This is a genomic window from Streptomyces sp. NPDC127595, from assembly GCF_042671685.1.
GTDB lineage: Bacteria > Actinomycetota > Actinomycetes > Streptomycetales > Streptomycetaceae > Streptomyces.
Map to the genome: position 1 here is coordinate 213,987 of NZ_JBHXWK010000001.1, position 18,256 is coordinate 232,242.

The window sequence follows — 18,256 nt, forward strand, 5'->3', positions numbered from 1 at the left end:
CTCCGCACTACCCCTCAGCTCCGCTCTGTTCTGCTCGGAGAGGCTCTTTGATGCCCAGCAAGTCCACCCGCCTCACCTTCGCGGTCCTCGCGACCGGTGCCGGCGTGTTCTCCATGCTCCAGTCGCTGATCGCACCGGCCCTGCCGACCGTTCAGCACGCCCTGCACACCTCGCAGTCCACCGCGACCTGGGTGATGACGGCCTACCTGCTGTCCGCCTCGGTCTTCACCCCGATCCTCGGCCGCGTCGGCGACCTCATCGGCAAGAAGCGCACCCTCGTCGCCGTCCTGGTGACCGTGACGATCGGCTGTCTGCTCGCCGCGCTCGCCCCGACCATCGGGGTGCTGATCGTCGCCCGGGTCGTCCAGGGCATCGGCGGCGCGCTGTTCCCGCTGTCCTTCGGCATCATCCGGGACGAGTTCGCCCCGTCCGAGGTCAGCCCCAGCATCAGCAACCTGTCCGCCGTGATCGCCGCCGGCGGCGGGGTCGGCATGGTCGCGGCCGGTCCCATCGTGGCCGCGCTCGACTACCGCTGGCTGTTCTGGCTCCCCGTCGGCATCGTCGCCGTCACCGCACTCATCGCCCTGCGCTACGTTCCCGAGTCGCCCAGCCGGGCCGAGGGACGCGTCAACTGGCTCGGCGCCGTCCTGCTGTCCGGCTGGCTGGTGGCCCTGCTGCTTCCGCTCAGCCAGGCGAGCCAGTGGGGGTGGGGGTCGGCCCGGGTCGTCGGGCTGTTCGCCGCCGCCGTACTGCTCTTCGCGCTCTGGCTGCTGGCCGAGGCGCGCTCCCGCTCCCCGCTGATCGACCTGCGCATCATGCGGCTGCCCGCCGTGTGGACAACCAACGCCGCCGCGCTGCTGTTCGGCGCGGGCATGTACTCGATCTGGTCCTTCCTCCCCGGCTTCGTACAGACCCCCAGCTCCGCGGGGTACGGCTTCGGCGCGAGTGTCACCGCGGCCGGACTGCTCATGCTGCCGATGCTCATCGCGATGTTCTGCTCGGGTGTGCTCAGCGGCCGTCTGGAACCCGTACTGGGCGCCAAGAAACTGCTCACGGCCGGCGCCGCGCTCGGCGCCGTGGCCTGCGGCTTCCTCGCCCTCTGGCACGACCAGCAGTGGCAGGTCGCCGTCGCTGCGGGCATCTTCGGCCTCGGCATCGGACTGGCCTTCGCCTCGATGGCCAACCTGATCGTCGGCAGCGTCCCGGCCGAGCAGACCGGCGCCGCGACCGGGATGAACGCCAACATCCGCACCATCGGCGGCTCCATCGGCGCGGCCGTGACCAGCGTCCTGGTCACCGGCCGGCTCCAGCCCTCGGGCCTTCCGTACGCCTCCGGATACACCCACGGGTTCACGCTGCTGGCCCTGCTCTGCCTCGCCGCGGCGCTCGCGGCACTCCTCGTGCCGGTGCAGCGCGCCGGGCGTATCTCCGGAACTCGCCGCGCGTCCTCCGAGGAGGGGTCGCGCACGGAGGCCAAGCCCGGTGCCATGATGCCCAGGTGAATCGCGACGGCGTGGGTGCACGGATGCGGGCGCGGGTCGGCGCCCTCCTCGAACGGTTCGTGGAGTCGGGGCAGGAGAACGGTCTCCAACTGGCGGTGTATCTGGACGGCGAGCTGATCGTCGACGCGAGTGTGGGTGTGGCCTCCAAAGGCCGTGCCGTCGCACCGGACACGCTGATCCACAGTTTCTCCCTCGGCAAGGGCTTCACCGCGACCCTCGTCCATGTCCTCGCCGACCGCGGGCTGATCGCCTACGACACCCCGATCGCCCACTACTGGCCCGAGTTCGGGGCCCACGGCAAGGACCGCGCGACCGTACGGCACGCCCTCACCCACGCGACGGGCGTACCGCAACTGCCCGCCACCATCACCCCGGCCGAACTGTGCGACTGGGACACGATGTGCGCGATCGTCGCGGCACAGGAACCGCTGTGGGAGCCAGGCACCGCGAGCGGCTACCACGGCTGGACGTTCGGCTGGATCCTCGGTGAGACCGTGCGCCGGATCACCGGCCTGACACCGGCCGAGGCCCTGCGGTTGTACGTCGCGGAGCCGCTCGGCGTCGCCGACGAACTCTTCTTCGGACTGCCGGAGAGCGAGCTGGCGCGCACGGCACCGCTGGTGGAGGGCGGCTGGGCGGCGTTCCTGGCGAGCCTGCCGCCGTCCGTGCCCTTCGTCCGGCTCGTCGCGCCCAACCGCAGCGTGTGGACGACAGCCGAACTGGCCAACGGCCGTGACTACCTGCTCGCGGACCTCCCCGCCGGCGGTACCACCACCGCACGGGCGGCGGCCCGTATGTACGCCGCGCTCCTCGGCGAGGTCGACGGCGTACGGCTGCTCACCCCGGAGCGGTCGCGGCTCGTCTCCGCGGTGGCCGTCGAGGGCAAGGACAAGTCCTTGCTCAGCAGGCACGCCAAGGGGCTCGGCTACTTCCTGGGCCTGCCGGAGATGGCCGGCGAGCTCACGTCCTTCGGTCACCACGGCAGCGGCGGCAGCATCGCCTTCGCCGACCGCGAGCGCGGCCTCTCTTTCGCCCTCACCCGCACCCGGCTGGTCTCTCCCGAGGTGGACACGGGCCGCGTCCTGGCGGACGAGGTCCGGTCACTCGCGTCCTAGGACCTACGCCTTGCGCCCGACCCCGCACCACATGGGCAGGGGGCCGGCGGGCGGCACGTCGTTCGGGCCGGGGCGCCACTGGGGGAGCTGGACGACTCCCGGAGCCAGCAGCTCCGTACCGGCGAAGAAGCGGGTGACATCGGCGTGTGAGCGGGGTGTCGCGGAGGCGTGCGCGGCGGCCCGTTCGTTGTAGACGCGCATCGACTCGGCGACCTCGTCCGCCCCGATGTCGGAGGCGGGGTGGGAGAGGACCAGGTGGCTGCCGGGGGCGAGCGCGTCGAGGAGGCGGCGTGCGATGGCGTAGGGATCATCCGCGTTCGGGATGTACTGCAGGATCGCCACCAGCATGAGGCCCACCGGCTGCGACAGGTTGATCGTGTCCCGCGCCGCGGTGAGGATGTGGTCCACGTCGCGCAGGTCCGCGTTCAGGTAGTCCGTCGCTCCGTCCGGTGTGCTGACGAGCAGGGCACGGGCGTGGGCCAGCACGATCGGGTCGTTGTCGACGTACACCACCCGGGCGCCGGGATCGATCCGCTGCGCCACCTCGTGGGTGTTGTCGGCGGCCGGTATGCCGGTGCCGATGTCGAGGAACTGCCGGATGCCCACCCCGGCGAGCTCGCGCACCGCCCGGCCCAGGAAAGCCCGGTTGGCGCGGACCGCGGGGATGATCTCCGGATTGGCGGCGGCGGCCAGCTCGGCGGCCTCCTGGTCGGCCGGATAGTTGTCCTTGCCGCCCAGCCAGGCGTTGTAGACCCGCGCCGGATGCGCCACCGAGGAGTTGATCGGGACCATTCCGCCCGTCGACCGCTCATTCACGCCGCTCAGCTCCTCACACACCGCCGCCCGCCTGCCGTGGGCACACATTAGCCCCGGCGGGAAGCGCCGGTGTCCGGGCTCTACTCGAAGGCGTGCTCGCCCCGCGCCCCCGAACGCCACAGCCAGCCGATGTCCCGCCCGAAAGACCAGACCAGCACCGCGAGCGCCAGCAGCAGAGCCCCGGCCATCACCTCGTACGGCAGGACTCCCGCGGCCGCGACGAGCAGCACGATGCCCTGGAGGGCGGCGACCGTCTTGCGGGCCATGCTGGGGAAGAGCGGGGCGTTCAGCCACGGCAGCGCCCAGGACGCCGCCACGAAGGCGTAGCGCATCGTGCCGATCAGCAGCACCCACGGGCCGAGCGACATGGAGACGTACACGCTCAGGACCAGGACCAGGAACGAGTCGACCTCCATGTCGAAGCGGGCGCCGAGCGCGGAGGAGGTGCCGGTGCGGCGGGCGACCTTGCCGTCGACGCCGTCGAGGATCAGGGCGACCGCCGTCAGACCGACCAGGAGCGTGACCGGCGGCGGGCTCCGGAAGGAGTCCGCGACCAGGGCGGTGACACCGCCGACCAGGATGGCCCGGCCGAGGGTGACACGGTTGGCGGGCCCGAAGGAACGGGGCTGTGTGCGGCGCAGGGCGCGGTTCAGGACCGCCCAGGTGGCGATCGCGAAGACCAGCCCCGTCAGCCAGCCCGCAGGGCCCATGCCGATCGCCGAGCCCAGCAGGGCGAGCACCAGGAGCTGCACACCCGCTCCAACGATGGTCTCCTGCTGGGGGAGCCTCAGATCGATTGTGTTGTTCAGGGCCACCGCTGGTCCTCCGGCCGTATGACAGAGTCGATCAACGCCGCGTACAGTGCGCGGCTTGTCAAAGCTCCGTACGTGAAGATCTGCCGGATCGTTCAGGGGACGCTCATGAAACTCACAGCCAGCGCGTTCTGGCTCGGCGCGCCGGGCCGCGGCGAGATACGGGAAGTCGTCCTTCCGGAGCCCGCCGAGGACGAGGTGCTGGTCCGCACGCTCTACTCGGGAGTGAGCCGGGGCACCGAGACCCTCGTCTTCCGCGGCGGCGTACCGGAGAACCAGTACGCGTCGATGCGCGCACCGTTCCAGGACGGCGATTTCCCCGCACCCGTGAAGTACGGCTATCTCAACGTCGGCCAGGTCGAGCAGGGGCCCCCGGAGCTGCTCGGCCGGACCGTCTTCTGCCTCTATCCGCACCAGACGCGGTACGTCGTCCCCGCTGGCGCCGTGACTCTCGTACCGGACTCCGTGCCCGCCTCGCGCGCCGTGCTCGCCGGCACCGTGGAGACCGCGGTGAACGCCCTGTGGGACGCCACGCCACTGATCGGCGACCGGATCGCCGTGGTGGGCGGTGGCATGGTCGGCTGCTCCGCCGCCGCGCTCCTCGCGCGGTTCCCGGGCGTGCGGGTCCAGCTCGTCGACGCCGATCCGGCCCGCGGTGACACCGCGCGGGCACTCGGTGTCGACTTCGCGCTTCCCGAGGACGCGGCGGGCGACCTCGACCTCGTCGTGCACGCCAGCGCCACCGAGGCCGGGCTCACGAAGGCGCTGGAACTCCTCGCCCCGGAAGGCACCGTGATCGAACTGAGCTGGTACGGCGACCGGCGGGTCAGCCTGCCGCTCGGCGAGGCCTTCCACTCCCGGCGCCTGACGATCCGCAGCAGCCAGGTGGGCTCCCTCTCTCCGGCGCGCCGAGCGGGCCGCACCTACGCCGACCGGTTCGCGCTCGCCCTCGAACTGCTCGCCGAACCCGCCTTCGACGCGCTCGTCACGGGCGAGTGCCGATTCGGGGAACTGCCCGACGTGATGGCGAAACTGTCGTCCGGATCGATACCCGCCCTGTGCCACCGCGTGGTCTACGACGGGGTTTGATTCGGCTACCAGCTGCCTGACCTCCGAAGAATGGGGAACACGCGGCTGAACAAGGAGAACGGACCAGCCGTACTACACGGCACGGTCCCGGCAGGGGATCAGACGCACCGCACCTGGAGGGTCGTCCGTTGTTCAGCATCACCGTCCGCGATCACCTGATGATCGCCCACAGCTTCCGTGGCGAGGTCTTCGGGCCCGCGCAGCGCCTGCACGGGGCGACGTTCCTGGTGGACGCCACCTTCCGGCGCACCGAGCTGGACGACGACAACATCGTCGTCGACATCGGGCTGGCCACGCAGGAGCTCGGCGCTGTCGTGAGCGACCTGAACTACCGCAACCTCGACAACGAACCGGTCTTCAAGGACACCAACACCTCGACGGAGTTCCTGGCCAAGGTCATCGCCGACCGCCTCGCCGACCGCGTGCACGCCGGGGCACTGGGCGAGGGCGCCCACGGGCTCGCGGGCATCACCGTCACCCTGCACGAGTCGCACATCGCCTGGGCGAGTTACGAGCGTGCGCTGTGACCGACACGACCATCGACCAGCCGTCTGTGAACGGGAACCAGGCTTCCCTGAACTACGTGCCGGTACAGAACGCGGCTCTCCAGAAGGCCGAGATCATTCCCATGTCCCTGAGCTCCGTGCACTTCGTCATGCCGGGCGGTGTCGACGACCCGGCTGCGCCCAGCGGCGGCAACGCCTACGACCGGCGGCTCTGCCTCGACCTGCCCGGCTTCGGCTGGCAGGTCCACCGGCACGCCGTCGCCGGCGAGTGGCCGCGCCCCGGCGCCGCCGCCCGCAGGGAACTCGCCCGTACGCTCAGCGAGCTGCCGGACGGCACGACCGTCCTGCTCGACGGGCTCGTGGCCTGCGGCGTCCCCGAGATCATCGTCCCCGAGGCCGAGCGGCTGTCCCTCACCGTCCTCGTGCACCTGCCGCTGGCCGACGAGACGGGACTCGCGCCCGCCGTCGCCGCCGAGCTGGACGCCAAGGAACGTACGACGCTGCGAGCAGTGTCCGCCGTCGTGGCCACCAGTGAATGGGCGGTACGCCGGCTCGTGGCCCACCACGGGCTCGCCCCCGAGCGCGTCCATGTCGCCGAGCCCGGCGCCGACATCGCGCCGCTCGCCTCCGGCACCGACGGGGTCTCGCGGCTGCTGTGCGTCGCCGCGGTCACCCCGCGCAAGGGCCAGCACCGCCTGGTCGAGGCCCTCGCCACCGTCACCGACCTGCCCTGGAGCTGCGTCCTGGTCGGCGGACTCGCCCAGGATCCGGCGTACGTCGCCCGGATCCGCGCCCTGATCGAGCAGCACGGGCTCGGCAGCCGGCTGCACCTGGTGGGACCGCAGGCGGGCGCGGAGCTGGACGCGAGCTATGCCGCCGCCGACCTCATGGTCCTCACCTCCTACGCCGAGACGTACGGCATGGCCGTCACCGAGGCGCTCGCGCGCGGCATCCCGGTGCTGGCGACCGACGTCGGCGGCCTTCCCGAGGCGGTCGGCCGCGCACCCGACGGCGGCGTGCCCGGGATCCTCGTACCACCGGAGGACCCGGCCGCTCTCGCCACGGAGCTGCGCGGCTGGTTCGGCGAGGCCGACGTACGCCGCCGGCTGAAGGCGGCCGCCCGCGGCCGGCGCGCCGCGCTGAACGGCTGGGCCACCACGGCCCGCACCCTGGCCGGCGTCCTGGCACGGCTGCCGCGGGAACCCCGGAGGGCCGCATGAGTACGGCTCTTACGCCGCCGGAGGTGCCGGACGTGCCCGATGTGCAGGGCGTTGAAGGTGTTCAGGGCGTTTCCGGGCACGAGGTGCGGGCGGGTGCGCCGGGGGAGCGCGTCGACGCGTTCGGCGCCGATGACGCCCCTCGATACGCGCCCCAGTGGCTGCAGTTGCGCGAGGGCGCCGATGCCGCCGCGCGGGCGTCCGACCTGCTCGACCCCCTGCGCATCCGGCTCGCGAACCGGCCCGGGCGCGGCGACGACCTGGTGATCCACGACCTCGGCTGCGGCACCGGGTCCATGGGCCGCTGGCTCGCGCCGCGGCTCGACGGCGGCCAGCACTGGATCCTGCACGACCGTGACCCCTACCTCCTCCACTTCGCGACCGTGGGGGCGCCGCGCGCGGCGGCCGACGGCAGCCGGGTCACCGTCACCACCCAGCGCGGTGACATCGGCCGGCTGACCGCCGAGGCTCTGGCCGGGGCCTCACTGGTGACCGCGTCCGCACTCCTCGACGTCCTCACCGGCGAGGAGATCGACCGACTCGCGGCGGCGTGCGCGGGCGCCGGGGTCCCGGCCCTGCTGACGCTCTCCGTCGTCGGCCGGGTCGAATTCGCCCCGGCCGACCCGCTCGACGCCGAGTTCACCGAGGCGTTCAACGCCCACCAGCGGCGCGGTGACCTGCTCGGCCCGGACTCCATCACCGTCGCCTGCGAGGCCTTCGCCCACTACGGCGCGACGGTCCGCACCCACCCGAGCCCGTGGCGCCTCGGCCCCGACACCGCCGCGCTCACCGAGGAGTGGCTGCGTGGCTGGGTCGCCGCGGCCTGCGAACAGCGCCCCGAACTCGCCGCCCGCGCAGAGACGTATCTGCGCTCCCGCGTGGCGGCGATCGCCGCGGGCGAGCTGCGCGTGGTCGTCCACCACAGCGATGTGCTGGCGCTGCCCCGGCCGACGGGCGGGGCGCTGTGAGGGCGGCGGTGGAGGCGAGTGCGGCGGCGCAAGTGAGCGTGGTGGTGGAGGCGAACGCGGCCGCCGATGTGAGCACCGCGGCGGTGGTGAGCACGGCAGCGGGTGTGACCGCGGCGGTGGAGTCGAACGCGGCCGCGGAGGTGAGCGCGGCGCCTGACGCGAGCACGGCGGCAGATGTGAGCGCGGCGCCTGACGCGAGCGCGGCGGCGGATGTGAGCGCGGCGCCTGACGCGAGCGCGGCGGCTGAGGCGAGCGCGGCGGCTGAGGCGAGCGCGGCAGCGGAGGTGAGCACGGCAGCGGATGTGATCGCGGCAGCGGAGGTGAGCACCGGCTCGAAGCGTGTCCGCTTCGACTCCCGCCGGATCCGCACCCACCTCGGCACGGCCGCCGGTGCCGCGATTCTCGGAGTGCTGCTCTGGCGGCTCGGCACCGGAGTCTTTCTGGACGGGCTGCGGCGGATCGACGGTGTGACGCTGCTCGTGGCGCTCGGGCTCGGGCTGCTCACCACCGTGTTCAGCGCCTGGCGTTGGTGCCTGGTCGCGCGCGGGCTGAAGATCCGGCTGCCGCTGGTGCCGGCCGTCGCGGACTACTACCGCGCCCTGTTCCTCAACGCGGCGCTGCCCGGCGGGATCCTCGGCGATGTGCACCGTGCCGTACGGCACGGCCAGAGCGAAGGGGACATCAGCCGCGGCGTACGTGCGGTGGTCCTCGAACGGACCGTGGGCCAGGCCGTGTTCATGGTCGTCGGGGTGGCGGTGCTGCTCACCCAGCCGTCCCCGGTGCTCACGCAGATGCGCCATGGCGCGCTTGTCCTGGCGATCGCCTCGGTGTGCGCCGTGGTGATCCTCGCAGCGGCGCGCAGGGTGTGGGCCCCCAGCCGCTCCCGGCGTTTCACGGCTCTGCGCGCCGCACTCGTCGAAGCGCGCGGCGCCCTGCTCGCACGGGAGAACTGGCCCGGCCTCGCGCTCTCGTCGGTCGTGGTGATGGCCGGTCACCTGGCCATGTTCCTGCTCGCCGCCCGAGTCGCCGGATCCACCGCGTCCGCCGCCGAGTTGCTGCCCTTGGCGCTGCTGGCCCTGCTCGCCATGGGCCTGCCCCTGAACGTCGGCGGCTTCGGCCCCCGGGAGGGCGTCACGGCCTGGGCATTCGGCGCTGCGGGGCTCGGCGCGAGCATGGGCCTGTCCGTCGCCGTGGTCTACGGAGTGCTCAGCTTCGTCGCGAGCCTGCCGGGCGTGGCCGTCCTGATCGTCCGGTGGTCGGCGGCGCTCCGGCGCCCCCGGCAGGAGAGCGCAGGAGGGCACGATCAATGCCGACGATCGACGACCGCCGACGTCCCGGTCTCCGGGGTACCGGTTTCCGCAGTACCGCTTTCCGTGGTCCCGGTCCCCGAGTTCTCGTCCTCCAAGGCCAGTTCCTCCAAGGGCAGCCTCGCCGACGTCACCAGGGAGAAGTACGCCCCGAACGACTCGGTCAGCGCCGCCAGCAGCTCCTTCCCCTTCCCCGCGCTCGCCATCGAGGGACGGCCGATGACACCGGACTCGGTATAGGCCGACATGCCGAGAGTGAGCAGGTGCCGGCGATCGTCCGCGAGGAAATCGGAGGTCTCATATCCGGGCCTGACCAATTCCGGATGAGCGTGCAGAAGAATGGAGGTCTCAATTTCCCCCGCGTGCATATCACTGAGCAGCGAGGTCTCTACTCCGGCCCGCTCCCTCGCGGTTTCCCAGTCCTCCATGGCCGGGAAAAGCGCCATGCGCGTACCGCTGCTCGCGGATTCCTGAACCACATTGCCCAGTACGTAGTTTCCGCCGTGCCCGTTGACCACCACCAGGGTGTCGACGCCCGAGCGGCGGAGCGAGTCCGCGATGTCCCTGACCACCGCGTGGAGCGTGACGGAAGAGATGCTGACGGTCCCCGGCCAAGCGGCGTGCTCGTGCGAGCAGGACATCGTCACCGGAGGAAGGAGATGGACCGGATACGCGGCCGCGACCTCCCGCGCGATGGCACACGCGACCAGCGTGTCCGTCGCGAGCGGCAGAAACGCGCCGTGCTGTTCGAAGCTGCCGACGGGAAGCACGGCGACCTGCCGTGACACACCCGCCCCCCGCGCCCGTACGTCCTCCGTGGTGTCAACCGGCAACAGACCGGATACCGTCGAGCGCGTTCCCGAACCACTCATGTTTTCACGGCCTTTCGACTCTGCTTAGGAATCAGATCATGACAGATAACTTTGGAGCACTCGGCGGGAATGCCCACCGCACAGGTGTCGAACGCGTCGTGATTGCCCCATTGCCCACCGTGTACGGCGCTTTCCACGCAGTCGGTTACCTCGACCATGACCGGGGAGAGGAACAAGTTGCCCTGGTGTACGGCGACTTGGCCGACATCGGTGAAGGGGACACACTCACCAGACTGCATTCGGAGTGCCTGACCGGGGACGCCTTCGGGTCCATGCACTGCGAATGCGGCGATCAGCTCGCCGCCGCGCTGCGCGCCATCGTGGCGGAGGGGCGCGGCATCCTCGTCTACCTCCGGGGCCACGAGGGCCGGGGCATAGGCCTGCTCGCCAAGCTCCGGGCGATGCAGCTCCAGTCGGAGGGCATGGACACCGTCGAGGCGAATCTCGCCCAGGGCCTGCCGGTGGACGCCCGCGACTACGGGGTGGCGGCGGACATCCTGCACGACCTCGGCGTGCGGTCGGTGCGGCTGATGTCGAACAACCCGCGCAAGCGCGAGGCGCTGGTGCGCCACGGCATCAGGGTCGCCGAGCAGGTCCCGCTGCTGATCCCGCCGTGCGAGGAGAACCTCAGTTACCTGCTGACCAAGCGCGAGCGCATGGACCACCACCTCCCGCACCTGGACGGCGCCCGCCTGGGCGGGTCGGCGCTGAACGGCGGCCACTTGGTCGACCGCGATCTTTTGCGGATCGGGAAAGACGGCTATCACTGACGCATGAGAGAAGACGACGCCGCTGAGGACGCCGCCGACCCCGGTCCGCTGTATCTGTCGCGCGAGCAGGTGCGGGAGCTGCTCGACACGGATACCGCGATCGTCTCGCAGCGCGCGGCCTTCACCGCGCTCGGCGACGGCACGGCCGAGCTGCCGGGAAAGATCATGCATCCCAGCCGCTTCGACGACAGCGTCGTCTTCGCCTACCTCGCCCGGCTGTCCGCGGACACCGGCACGGTCGCCAAGTTCGGCAGCGTCAACCCGGGCAACGCGGCGACCGGCCTGCCGACCGTCCACGCGGTGATCAACGCCCTCGACCCGGTCACCGGGCAGCTGGCAGCCGTCATGGACGGCACAGCGGTGACGACCCTGCGCACCGCCGCGGCGAGCGCTGTCGCCTTCGACGCGCTGGCCAACGCAGACAGCGCGGAACTCGGTCTGCTCGGCTCCGGGACGCAGGCCCTGGCCCACGCGCGGGCCGTCGCCCGGGTACGGGATGTGCGGGCCGTACGAGTGTGGAGCCCGGACCCGGGTCGCCGGGCGCACGCGGCCCACCGGCTCGCCGCCGAACTCGGTGTCGCCGTCAAGGCGGTCGAGACGGCCGACGAGGCCGTGGCGGGGCTGCCGATGGTCGCGGCCTGCACGCTCAGCAGTACGCCCGTCGTGCGAGGTGAGTGGCTGGCGCCGGGCTGCACGGTCGTGAGCGTCGGCTCCTTCGAGCCCAGCCGGAGCGAGGTCGACGCGGCGGTCCTGCGGCGGGCCGCGGCGGTGGTCGTCGACGATCCGGCGACGGCGGCGGAGCATGCCGGCCCGGTCGTCGACGCGCTGCGGTACGGGCGGCTGGCTCCGGGGGACCTGATTCCGCTCGGCGGCGTGCTCACCGGCACGCACCAGGGCCGCAGGCACCCCGACGACATCGTCTTCTACAACAGCGTCGGGCTCGGCATCCAGGACGCCGCCGCAGCCTGGGCCGTCATCCACGCGGCCCGGGCGAAGGGGGCCCTCGGGTGAACGCGGCCTATGCGGACACGGGAGTCACACCGGTGGACGTGGCGCGCGCGAAGGAGTCGTCCCGGTGAACCGGACGGCGCGGGTCGTCGTCATCGGCGGCGGGGTGATGGGCGCGAGCGTCGCCTACCACCTGGCGCGTGCGGGCGTACCTGAGGTGGTGCTCGTCGAGCGCGACGAGCTGGCCTCCGGGTCGACCTCGCGGGCCGCGGGCGGGATCCGGGCGCAGTTCTCCGACGAGCTCAACATCCAGCTCGGCGCCCGGAGTCTGGAGGCGTTCGCCCGCTTCGGCGAGGAGCCGGGCCAGGACATCGGGCTGCACCGGGTCGGCTATCTGTTCCTGCTCTCCACACCCGAGGAGGTCGCGTCCTTCGAGGCAGGCGTACGGCTGCAGAACTCCCTCGGCGTGCCCAGCCGCATGATCGACCCGGCCGAGGCGCGCCGCCTCTCGCCCCTGATCACCACCGACGGTCTGCTCGCGGCGGCCTTCTCCCCGGACGACGGGCACTGCACACCCGAATCCGTCGTCCAGGGCTACGCCGCCGGGGCCCGTCGGCATGGCGCGACCGTGCTGCGGCACTGCGAGGTCACCGGCATCGAACTGCGCGGCGGGGAGATCACCGCGGTGGTCACCAGCCGGGGCCGCATCGAGACCGACACGGTGGTCTGCGCGGCCGGCGCCTGGTCGCGGGCCGTCGGCGCGATGGCGGGCGTGGACCTGCCGGTGGAGCCGCTGCGCCGCCAGATCGCCGTCACCGAGGCCGTACCTGGGCTGCCGCCCGACCTCCCCATGACCATCGACTTCACCAGCAGCCTGTACTTCCACACCGAGGGCCCAGGCCTCCTGCTCGGCATGTCCGACCCCCACGAGACCCCCGGCTTCGCCACCGAAACGCACGACCGCTGGATCCCACGCCTGGGCGAGGCCATGGAGCGACGCGCCCCCGCCCTGCTCGACCTCCGCCGTACGGGCGGCTGGGCGGGCCTGTACGAGATGACACCGGACCACAACGCGCTGATCGGCGAGGCGGATTCGTGCGCGCGCTTCCTGTACGCGACGGGGTTCTCCGGCCACGGTTTCCTCCAGGGACCGGCGGTCGGCGAGGTGGTCCGCGACCTCTACCTGGGCCGCGTACCCTTCGTCGACATCAGCCCCCTCAGCGCCGAACGCTTCGCCGCCGACGCCCTGCGCCCGGAGATCAACTGCGTATGAACGCCCTGCATTTGTGGCTCCGCCACGAGACCCGTACGACCGAACGCCGCACGCCGATCGTGCCCGCGGACGCCCGACGACTCGTCGAGAGCGGCGTGACACTCACCGTCGAGCAGTCACCGCAGCGGGTCTTCCCGATCGAGGCGTACGAGGAGGCCGGCTGCCGTGTCGCCGAGACCGGATCCTGGGTCTCGGCGCCGCCGGACGCGGTCGTCCTCGGACTCAAGGAACTCCCCGACGAGCCGGCCGAGCTGACGCACCGCCACATCTTCTTCGGGCACGCCTACAAGCAGCAGCCCGGAGCCGAAGCCCTGCTGCGCAGGTTCCGCACGGGCGGCGGAGCCCTGCTCGACCTCGAATACCTGGTGGACGACCACGGGCGCAGGCTCGCCGCCTTCGGCTACTGGGCCGGATATCTCGGTGCCGCGCTGGCCGTACTGCACCACAGGGGCAGGCTCCGTACTCCGCTGCGGCCCACCTCCAAGGAGGAACTGGACGCGGAACTGGCACCGGACGGCTCGGAGTTGAAGGCACTGGTGATCGGCGCCCTCGGCCGCAGCGGCCGAGGCGCGCGGGTCGCGCTGGAGACAGCCGGGGTCGAGCCCACCTGCTGGGACCTCGAAGAGACCCGGGACCTGGACCGACCCGCCCTGCTGGCACACGAGTTGATGGTCAACACCGTGCTGACCACCCGGCCGGTCCCGCCCTTCCTCACCGACAAGGACCTAGACGAAACCGGCCGCAGGCTGCGCACGCTGTGCGATGTCACCTGCGATGTCGGCTCGCCCATGAACGTCCTGCCGGTCTACGACACCACCACGGACTGGACGGATCCCGTCCGACGACTGCGCGAGCGGCCCGCCCTCGATCTGATCGCCATCGACAATCTGCCCTCGCTGCTGCCGCGCGAGGCGAGCGTCGACTTCTCCGCGGCGCTGCTGCCGCTGCTCCTGGACTTCGAGACCGGCGGGGCATGGGGCCGCGGGCTCGACCGGTTCCACCAGGCCTGCCGTGAACTCGGCTTGGATGAAGGGGAGTTCCGCGATGACTGAGGCGAAGGGCGCGAGGGGTTCACGAGAGGGGGAGTCCGACGATGTCTGAGGCGAAAGGCGCGAGCGGCACCGTGCACTGGATCGGTGCCGGCCTGTCCACCGGAAGCGGTCTTGCCGCGATCTGTGACGCCGCTGCCCGCGTACGACTGTGGCACCGCACCGAGGAGCGCGCCGAACGGAGCCTGGCCGCCCGGGGCCTGACCGGGCGCGCCGAGCCACGCGCCTACACGCTCCCCGAGCTCACCGCCGAACTCGCCCCCGGAGACGTCGTCGTCTCCATGCTGCCCGCGCCCGAACATGCCCCGCTGCTCGCCGCCTGCGTCGAGCGCGGCGCCCACTTCGCCTGCTCCAGCTATGTGTCGGACGCGGTCCTGGAGCAGGTGCCGGCCGCGGAGGCGGCGGGTGTCGTGGTGCTGACCGAGTGCGGGCTCGACCCGGGCATCGACCATCTCTTCGCGCACAGTCTGATCGCCCGCGCCCAGCAGGCGACCGTCGCCGAGCCGGCCGCCTCGTACAGCCTCACCTCGTACTGCGGCGGTATCCCGGCCGTGCCCAACGACTTCAAGTACCGCTTCAGTTGGGCGCCGGCGGGGGTGCTTGGCGCCCTGCGCTCGCCCGCCCGCTACGTCGAGGACGGCGCGGTGACGACGGCGGTCCGCCCCTGGGAGGCGACGCGCCCCCACGAGATCGACGGCGAGACCTTCGAGGTCTACCCCAACCGCGACAGCGTCCCTTTCCTCGGCCAGTACGGGCTGCCCGAGTCCTGGAAGCCGGGCACCTTCGTGCGCGGCACCCTGCGCCTGGAGGGCTGGCTGCGCGCCTGGGACGCCGTCTTCGAGGAGCTGAAGGCGGGCGACGACCAGCGGATCGCCGCCCTCGCACGGGAGTTGGCGGCGGCCTACCCGACCACCGAGGCCGACCGTGACCGGGTCGTCCTGGCCGTTTCGCTGGAGGTGCGCGGTGGCCCGGGCCCGGGGGAGACGTGGTCGGGGCGCTATCTCCTCGACCTTGAAGGCACCGCGGACGAGAGCGCCATGGCCCGTTGTGTCTCCCGCACGCTCGCCCTCGGTGTCCGCCACATCCTCGACGGCACGCTCCCGCCGGGCCTCAGCCGGGCCGCCGAGACGGCGGAGCGGGCCGAGGAGTGGCTGGCCGAACTCGCAGCGGACGGAGTGGACTTCGCACTGCGGACGGTGCGAACTGGTTGATCGCGCTCAGTCCAGCACCGCCTCCTGCACCAGCCGCTTCAGCTCGCGGAAGATCGAGTGGGAGGAGGTGGGGCGGACCTGGGTCAGGAACTGCACGGTCACGTCGTTGGCCGGGTCGACCCAGAAGGTCGTACTGGCCACGCCGCTCCAGCCGTACGCGCCCTGGCCGGCCGGGGACAGGGTGATCTCCGGATCCACCACCACGGAGACGCCGAGGCCGAAACCGAGGCCCGCGTTGGTCGGTTCCCGGTGGACCGGGCTGCCGAAGGTGCGGCGGTCGGCGTTGCCGGGGAGGTGGTTGGACACCATCAGATCCACCGTCTCCGGCTTCAGCAGGCGGGTGCCGTCGAGTTCGCCGCGCAGGCGGAGCAACTCCATGAAGCGGTGGTAGTCGTGGGCGGTGGCCACCATGCCGCCGCTCCCGGACACGCAGCGGGGGCGGCCGTGCAGGGGCAGCCCGACGATCGGCTTGATCCCGCCCTCGTCGTCCTCGCCGTACAACTCGGCGAGCCGGTCCTCCTGCTCGTCCGTGACAAAGAACCCGGCATCCTTCATACCGAGCGGTGCGAAGATCCGCTCGGCCAGGAAGGCGTCGAGGTCCTGGCCGGAGGCCACCTCGATGACGCGGCTGAGGACATTGGTGGCGACCGAGTAGTTCCACTGCGTGCCCGGCTCGAACTGGAGCGGCAGCCGGGCGTACGCCTCGCAGGTCTCGGCCAGATCCGCGCCCGGCGGTACGGACGACTCAAGTCCGGCCTCCCGGTACAGCGCGTCGACGGGATGCGAGTGGTAGAAGCCGAAGGTCAGGCCCGCCGTCTGGGTCAACAGGTGCCGGACGAGGATGGGTTGTGCGGCCGGACGGGTCCTGGCGTCCGGGCCGGATCCGTCGACGTACACCTGTGGGTCGGCGAAGGACGGGAGGAAGTCGGCGACGGGGTCGTCGAGCCGCAGGCGGCCCTCCTCGAGGAGCATCAGCGCGCCGACGGAGGTGACCGGCTTGGTCATCGAGTACATCCGCCACAAGGTGTCGGTCTCGACGGGCAGTCCGGCCTCGCGGTCCCGGCAGCCATACGTGGTGAGGTGGGCGACGCGGCCGTGCCGGGACACGGACACCAGGTACCCGGGGAGTCTGCCGTCGTCGACCAGGTGGGCGAAATGCTGATCGAGACGGGCAAGCGCCTTCGGATCCAGGCCGGCCTCGTGCGGCTCGGCCTCCTGTCGCAGATGTCCCATTTGGCTCTCCTCCGGGCTGCGGCTCTTGGACCAATTCGCTTCATGGTCCCCTACGGATTCATGAACCGTCGTCTGCCCCGCACTTGTTGATGGACTCCTTGCCATTGCACCCCGTCGCCCCCGAGGCCCCCGGTAGCCTCAGCGCGAGCAGGAATCCGGTGCCGATCGGCCGGAATGCCTCGCGCGGTCCTGAGCGTTGATCACGGCATGACTCAGGACGCGACGCAGGACGCACTGTTGAAGCTGCTCTCCGAGTACAAGGGCGGAGTACTCGTCACCCTCAAGAAGGACGGCCGGCCCCAGCTCTCGAACGTCACCCACGCCTACTACCCCGACGAGCGGATCGTCCGGGTCTCGCTCACGGACGACCGGGCCAAGACCCGCAACCTGCGCCGGGATCCGCGGGCGTCGTACCACGTGACCAGCGAGGACCGCTGGGCGTACACGGTCGCCGAGGGCACCGCCGAGCTGACGCCCGTCGCGAGCGACCCGCACGACGAGACCGTCGAGGAACTCATCCGGCTCTACCGGGACGTCCAGGGTGAGCACCCCGACTGGGACGACTACCGCGCCGCAATGGTCCGCGACCGGCGACTCGTCCTACGGCTCCACGTGGAGCGCGCTTACGGCATCCCCCGCGGGCGCTGAACCCTCCCCGCCCGCGGCGTCGGTGCGGGCCTCGATCGCGTGGAGCACGGCCGCCATGTCGGACCCGCCGTGTCCCAGTGCCACGGTCTCCGCGAAGAGGGCGTGACAGACGTCGAGGAGCGGGGAGGCCAGGCCGGACCTCCGGGCTGCCTCGGCGATCAGCTCGTTGTTCATCAGGACGTTGTGCGCCGCGGCCTGGACGGCGAAATCACGCTCCAGCAGCTTCGGCGCCTTCATCCGGGAGACGGCACTGGCCATCGGTCCCGCACCCAGCACCTCCAGGAAGAGCTTCCGGTCGAGGCCCTGGCGGTCGGCGAAGTGGAACGCCTCGCTGAGACCGGTCACCAGGGTGATCAGGAACAGATTCACCGAGAGCTTCATCAACAGGGCGTTCGGCACCGGCCCGCAGTCGAACGTCTCCTGACTCATCGGCCCGAGCAGCGGGCGTACCTCCTCGGCGACCGCGGGGTCACCGGCGAGCATCGCCACGAGCTGCCCGGCCTCCGCCGGGACCCGCGAGCCGGACACGGGGGCCTCGGCGTACCGGCCGCCCGCCGCGCGGATCTCGGCCTCCAGTTCGCGCGAGTACTCCGGAGACGTCGTCCCCATGTGGACGAGGGTGTGCCCGGCGACCTGCGTCGCGAAGGCCGGGGTCCCGCGTCCGAGGGCCGCGTCGATCGCGGGTCCGTCCGCCAGCATCAGGAACACCACGCGCGCCCGCTCGAAGACCTCGGCGGGGCGGGAGGCCACCTCGGCGCCGGCCGCGCGCAGTGGTTCGGCCCTGGCGGCGGTGCGGTTCCAGACGACGAGAGGGGTGCCCGCCCGGGCCAGGTTGAGTGCCATGGGCTGCCCCATGGTTCCGAGGCCGATGAAACCCACGTACACACCGCACCACCGTCTCCGCCCGCCCGGCGTACGCA

At 71.7% G+C, this 18,256-nt stretch carries 17 protein-coding genes and 1 pseudogene; 13 read left to right on the top strand and 5 right to left on the bottom strand.

What is annotated here, in order from left to right; translation table 11 throughout:
- The first annotated feature begins 50 nt into the window (after positions 1-50).
- The gene (locus ACFVKT_RS00915) at positions 51-1,502 is read left to right on the top strand and encodes an MFS transporter (RefSeq protein ID WP_385726180.1); all 1,452 of its coding nucleotides are present in this window, start codon (positions 51-53) and stop codon (positions 1,500-1,502) included.
- Positions 1,499-2,617, top strand: a complete 1,119-nt coding sequence (locus tag ACFVKT_RS00920; protein ID WP_385726182.1) for a serine hydrolase domain-containing protein — start codon at positions 1,499-1,501, stop codon at positions 2,615-2,617. The genes ACFVKT_RS00915 and ACFVKT_RS00920 overlap by 4 nt, the downstream gene beginning before the upstream one ends.
- Positions 2,618-2,620: 3 nt before the next feature.
- On the opposite strand, the gene ACFVKT_RS00925 is transcribed toward ACFVKT_RS00920, so the two are convergent.
- Together ACFVKT_RS00925 and ACFVKT_RS00930 are read right to left on the bottom strand one after the other, a co-directional pair.
- The gene (locus ACFVKT_RS00925) at positions 2,621-3,409 is read right to left on the bottom strand and encodes an SAM-dependent methyltransferase (RefSeq protein ID WP_385728068.1); all 789 of its coding nucleotides are present in this window, start codon (positions 3,407-3,409) and stop codon (positions 2,621-2,623) included.
- Between the two features lie 104 nt (positions 3,410-3,513).
- Positions 3,514-4,248, bottom strand: a complete 735-nt coding sequence (locus tag ACFVKT_RS00930) for a CDP-alcohol phosphatidyltransferase family protein (RefSeq protein WP_385726184.1) — start codon at positions 4,246-4,248, stop codon at positions 3,514-3,516.
- A gap of 105 nt (positions 4,249-4,353) precedes the next feature.
- On the opposite strand from ACFVKT_RS00930, the gene ACFVKT_RS00935 reads away from it, so the two are divergent.
- The 5 genes and pseudogenes from ACFVKT_RS00935 to ACFVKT_RS00955 form a co-directional block, all read left to right on the top strand.
- Positions 4,354-5,334 (top strand): zinc-binding alcohol dehydrogenase, encoded by a 981-nt coding sequence (locus ACFVKT_RS00935; RefSeq protein ID WP_385726185.1) that lies wholly within the window; start codon positions 4,354-4,356, stop codon positions 5,332-5,334.
- A 128-nt stretch (positions 5,335-5,462) separates the two neighbouring features.
- On the top strand, positions 5,463-5,861 hold the full coding sequence (locus ACFVKT_RS00940) for a 6-pyruvoyl tetrahydropterin synthase family protein (RefSeq protein WP_385726187.1): 399 nt from the start codon (positions 5,463-5,465) through the stop codon (positions 5,859-5,861).
- A complete protein-coding gene (locus tag ACFVKT_RS00945; protein ID WP_385726189.1) occupies positions 5,858-7,060 on the top strand; it encodes a glycosyltransferase family 4 protein in 1,203 nt (400 codons plus the stop codon). The genes ACFVKT_RS00940 and ACFVKT_RS00945 overlap by 4 nt, the downstream gene beginning before the upstream one ends.
- Positions 7,057-8,025, top strand: a complete 969-nt coding sequence (locus ACFVKT_RS00950; protein WP_385726191.1) for a class I SAM-dependent methyltransferase — start codon at positions 7,057-7,059, stop codon at positions 8,023-8,025. Before ACFVKT_RS00945 ends, ACFVKT_RS00950 begins: the two co-directional genes overlap by 4 nt.
- A 407-nt stretch (positions 8,026-8,432) precedes the next feature.
- A pseudogene (locus ACFVKT_RS00955) lies at positions 8,433-9,197 on the top strand (lysylphosphatidylglycerol synthase transmembrane domain-containing protein); the annotation flags it as partial.
- Positions 9,198-9,328: 131 nt separating this feature from the next.
- On the opposite strand, the gene ACFVKT_RS00960 reads toward ACFVKT_RS00955, so the two are convergent.
- On the bottom strand, positions 9,329-10,204 hold the full coding sequence (locus tag ACFVKT_RS00960; protein WP_385726193.1) for a creatininase family protein: 876 nt from the start codon (positions 10,202-10,204) through the stop codon (positions 9,329-9,331).
- A 38-nt stretch (positions 10,205-10,242) separates the two neighbouring features.
- Between ACFVKT_RS00960 and ribA the strand changes: the two genes are divergently transcribed.
- The 5 genes from ribA (at position 10,243) to ACFVKT_RS00985 (ending at position 15,455) form a co-directional block, all read left to right on the top strand.
- Complete coding sequence (gene ribA, locus ACFVKT_RS00965) at positions 10,243-10,974, top strand: GTP cyclohydrolase II (protein ID WP_385726194.1); 732 nt, start codon at positions 10,243-10,245, stop codon at positions 10,972-10,974.
- Positions 10,975-10,977: 3 nt separating this feature from the next.
- On the top strand, positions 10,978-11,985 hold the full coding sequence (locus ACFVKT_RS00970; RefSeq protein ID WP_385726196.1) for an ornithine cyclodeaminase family protein: 1,008 nt from the start codon (positions 10,978-10,980) through the stop codon (positions 11,983-11,985).
- 64 nt (positions 11,986-12,049) lie between these two features.
- Entirely contained in the window at positions 12,050-13,195 is a 1,146-nt protein-coding gene (locus tag ACFVKT_RS00975) for an NAD(P)/FAD-dependent oxidoreductase (RefSeq protein WP_385726198.1), read from the top strand.
- Positions 13,192-14,247, top strand: a complete 1,056-nt coding sequence (locus ACFVKT_RS00980; RefSeq protein WP_385726199.1) for a saccharopine dehydrogenase — start codon at positions 13,192-13,194, stop codon at positions 14,245-14,247. Before ACFVKT_RS00975 ends, ACFVKT_RS00980 begins: the two co-directional genes overlap by 4 nt.
- Before the next feature lie 41 nt (positions 14,248-14,288).
- A complete protein-coding gene (locus ACFVKT_RS00985; protein ID WP_385726201.1) occupies positions 14,289-15,455 on the top strand; it encodes a saccharopine dehydrogenase family protein in 1,167 nt (388 codons plus the stop codon).
- 6 nt (positions 15,456-15,461) lie between these two features.
- Here the strand turns inward: ACFVKT_RS00985 and ACFVKT_RS00990 are convergent, their stop codons facing one another.
- Positions 15,462-16,688, bottom strand: coding sequence for a serine hydrolase domain-containing protein (locus ACFVKT_RS00990; RefSeq protein WP_385726203.1), 1,227 nt, complete (start codon positions 16,686-16,688; stop codon positions 15,462-15,464).
- Between the two features lie 207 nt (positions 16,689-16,895).
- Here ACFVKT_RS00990 and ACFVKT_RS00995 point away from each other — a divergent pair, with 207 nt between their 5' ends.
- Positions 16,896-17,336, top strand: coding sequence for a PPOX class F420-dependent oxidoreductase (locus ACFVKT_RS00995; RefSeq protein WP_385726205.1), 441 nt, complete (start codon positions 16,896-16,898; stop codon positions 17,334-17,336).
- Here the strand turns inward: ACFVKT_RS00995 and ACFVKT_RS01000 are convergent.
- Entirely contained in the window at positions 17,289-18,221 is a 933-nt protein-coding gene (locus ACFVKT_RS01000) for an NAD(P)-dependent oxidoreductase (protein WP_385728069.1), read from the bottom strand. The two genes, ACFVKT_RS00995 and ACFVKT_RS01000, sit on opposite strands and share 48 nt — an antisense overlap.
- Between the last annotated feature and the right edge of the window lie 35 nt (positions 18,222-18,256).

Coding starts and splice junctions, on each gene's coding strand:
- ACFVKT_RS00990 (WP_385726203.1), bottom strand. CDS start 16,688: ATGGGACATCTGCGACAGGAGGCCGAGCCGCACGAGGCCGGCCTGGAT.
- ACFVKT_RS00995 (WP_385726205.1), top strand. CDS start 16,896: ATGACTCAGGACGCGACGCAGGACGCACTGTTGAAGCTGCTCTCCGAG.
- ACFVKT_RS00985 (WP_385726201.1), top strand. CDS start 14,289: ATGTCTGAGGCGAAAGGCGCGAGCGGCACCGTGCACTGGATCGGTGCC.
- ACFVKT_RS00970 (WP_385726196.1), top strand. CDS start 10,978: ATGAGAGAAGACGACGCCGCTGAGGACGCCGCCGACCCCGGTCCGCTG.
- ribA (WP_385726194.1), top strand. CDS start 10,243: ATGACAGATAACTTTGGAGCACTCGGCGGGAATGCCCACCGCACAGGT.
- ACFVKT_RS00960 (WP_385726193.1), bottom strand. CDS start 10,204: ATGAGTGGTTCGGGAACGCGCTCGACGGTATCCGGTCTGTTGCCGGTT.
- ACFVKT_RS00915 (WP_385726180.1), top strand. CDS start 51: ATGCCCAGCAAGTCCACCCGCCTCACCTTCGCGGTCCTCGCGACCGGT.
- ACFVKT_RS00980 (WP_385726199.1), top strand. CDS start 13,192: ATGAACGCCCTGCATTTGTGGCTCCGCCACGAGACCCGTACGACCGAA.
- ACFVKT_RS00950 (WP_385726191.1), top strand. CDS start 7,057: ATGAGTACGGCTCTTACGCCGCCGGAGGTGCCGGACGTGCCCGATGTG.
- ACFVKT_RS00935 (WP_385726185.1), top strand. CDS start 4,354: ATGAAACTCACAGCCAGCGCGTTCTGGCTCGGCGCGCCGGGCCGCGGC.
- ACFVKT_RS00925 (WP_385728068.1), bottom strand. CDS start 3,409: ATGGTCCCGATCAACTCCTCGGTGGCGCATCCGGCGCGGGTCTACAAC.